Below are 2910 nucleotides of genomic sequence, written 5' to 3'. Positions count from 1 at the left end.
GCATTGTGAGGAGGACGTGTTCTTGGCAGGCCTGGCGACGACCTACTCTCCCAGGTCTTGAGACATAGTACCATCGGCGCGGAGGAGTTTAACGGCCGAGTTCGGGATGGGATCGGGTTCAGGCTCCTCGCTAAGGCCACCAGGCCGGCGAAGGACACGGAAGCAAGGGTCTTTGTCGCGCTGTGTGCGACGGGCTCGACAACCCTACGGGTTGCGAGGGACGACCTGTCGGTCGCATGTCGACGACCTCTTCGAGGTCGCGACGTCGCGACGGCCCTTCGGGCCGCGCTGTGAGCATGGATGATGGGAGCGATCAAGCCGATCAAGCGATTAGTACCGGTCAGCTGCACGCCTCGCGGCGCTTCCACATCCGGCCTATCAACGTGGTGGTCTACCACGGCTTTCAAGGGAGAACTCATCTTGAGGTGGGTTTCCCGCTTAGATGCCTTCAGCGGTTATCCCGTCCGTACATAGCTACCCTGCACTGCGGCTGGCGCCACAACAGGTCCACCAGAGGTACGTCCATCCCGGTCCTCTCGTACTAAGGACAGATCCTCTCAATTCTCCTGCGCCCACACCAGATAGGGACCAAACTGTCTCACGACGTTTTGAACCCAACTCACGTACCACTTTAATCGGCGAACAGCCGAACCCTTGGGACCTTCTCCAGCCCCAGGATGTGATGAGTCGACATCGAGGTGCCAAACGATTCCGTCGATATGGACTCTTGGGAATCATCAGCCTGTTATCCCCGGCGTACCTTTTATTCGTTGAGCGATGGCCGTTCCACAACGGACCACCGGATCACTATGGCCGACTTTCGTCTCTGCTCGACTTGTCAGTCTCGCAGTCAGGCGGGCTTATGCCATTGCACTCGACGACCGATTTCCGACCGGTCTGAGCCCACCTTCGCACGCCTCCGTTACTCTTTGGGAGGCGACCGCCCCAGTCAAACTACCCACCATACACTGTCCCGGGCCCGGATGACGGGTCGCGGTTAGACATCCATGTTCATAAGGGTGGTATTTCAAGGGTGGCTCCACGAGAGCTGGCGCCCTCGCTTCAAAGCCTACCACCTATCCTACACATGCAAACACGAATGCCAGTGTAAAGTTATAGTAAAGGTGCACGGGGTCTTTCCGTCTAAGTGCAGGAACCCCGCATCTTCACGGGGAATTCAATTTCACTGAGTTGATGCTGGAGACAGCGGGGAGATCGTTACGCCATTCGTGCAGGTCGGAACTTACCCGACAAGGAATTTCGCTACCTTAGGACCGTTATAGTTACGGCCGCCGTTTACCGGGGCTTCGATTCAAAGCTTGCACCTCTCCTCTTAACCTTCCGGCACCGGGCAGGCGTCAGACCCTATACGTCGCCTTGCGGCTTAGCAGAGCCCTGTGTTTTTGTTAAACAGTCGCCACCCCCTAGTTTGTGCCCCTCGCCAACGGTTGCCCGCCGACGAGGCCTCCTTATCCCGAAGTTACGGAGGCAAATTGCCGAGTTCCTTCAGCATCATTCTCTCAAGCGCCTTGGTATACTCTACCAGTCCACCTGTGTCGGTTTCGGGTACGGTCTCTTGTGGAGGCTATTTCCTGGAACCCCGCATCCGCCCGGTCAATCCGATAAGACCAGACGAAATCAAGGATTCGTCACCTTCCACTGGTTGCGGAATATTCACCGCATTCCCATCGACTACGCTTTTCAGCCTCGCCTTAGGGGCCGACTAACCCTGCGCAGATTAACTTTACGCAGGAACCCTTGGACTTTCGGCGACAGTGTCTCTCACACTGTTTGTCGTTACTCATGCCAGCATTCGCACTTCCAATACCTCCAGCGGCCCTCACGGGTCCGCCTTCACAGGCCTATGGAACGCTCCGCTACCGCGTGCTTGCGCACACCCACAGCTTCGGCTCGTGGCTTGAGCCCCGTTACATTGTCGGCGCAAAGACCCTTGTTTAGACCAGTGAGCTGTTACGCTTTCTTTAAAGGATGGCTGCTTCTAAGCCAACCTCCTGGTTGTTATGGGATCCTCACATCCTTTACCACTTAGCCACGAATTGGGGGCCTTAGCTGGTGGTCAGGGTTTTTTCCCTCTCGACGACGGACGTTAGCACCCGCCGTCTGTCTGCCACATAGTGCTTCCAGGTATTCGGAGTTTGGTTAGGTTTGGTAGATCGGTAAGATCCCCTAGCCCATCCAGTGCTCTACCCCCTGGAGCATTCATGCGACGCTCTACCTAAATAGATTTCGCGGAGAACCAGCTATTTCCGAGTTTGATTGGCCTTTCACCCCTAGCCACAAGTCATCCGAGGCTTTTTCAACAGACACCGGTTCGGTCCTCCAGTGGGTGTTACCCCACCTTCAACCTGCTCATGGCTAGATCACATCGGTTTCGGGTCTAATAAGACGGACTGAACGCCCTGTTCAGACTCGCTTTCGCTGCGCCTACACCTATCGGCTTAAGCTCGCCCGTCTCACTAAGTCGCTGGCCCATTATACAAAAGGTACGGCGTCACCCTTGCGGGCTCCGCCTGTTTGTAGGCATCCGGTTTCAGGATCTGTTTCACTCCCCTCGTCGGGGATCTTTTCACCTTTCCCTCACGGTACTGGTTCGCTATCGGTCACTGAGGAGTACTTAGGCTTGGAGGGTGGTCCCCCCATGTTCAGACAGGATTTCACGTGTCCCGCCCTACTCAAGTCCCTGCATTCTCCTGATCCATACGGGGCTATCACCCGCTCCGGCCCGCCTTTCCATGCGGTTCTGGTATGAGTTTGCAGGGCACTGGCCTGGTCCGCGTTCGCTCGCCACTACTAGCGGAGTCTCGGTTGATGTCCTTTCCTCCAGGTACTTAGATGTTTCAGTTCCCTGGGTTCGCTTTGAAACCCCTATGGATTCAGGGTCTCAATACC

At 56.2% G+C, this 2910-nt stretch carries 2 rRNA genes (1 of these 2 running past the window's edge); both read right to left on the bottom strand.

From position 1 onward, the window contains the following. Positions 1 to 29 precede the first annotated feature (29 nt). Positions 30 to 144, bottom strand: a 5S ribosomal RNA gene (rrf, locus tag QO011_RS42275). 165 nt (positions 145 to 309) lie between these two features. Then, positions 310 to 2910: ribosomal RNA gene (locus tag QO011_RS42270) — 23S ribosomal RNA — on the bottom strand; it runs 214 nt beyond the window's last position.

The organism is Labrys wisconsinensis (assembly GCF_030814995.1).
Taxonomy (GTDB): domain Bacteria; phylum Pseudomonadota; class Alphaproteobacteria; order Rhizobiales; family Labraceae; genus Labrys; species Labrys wisconsinensis.
This window is presented reverse-complemented; position numbering and strand designations above follow the sequence as displayed.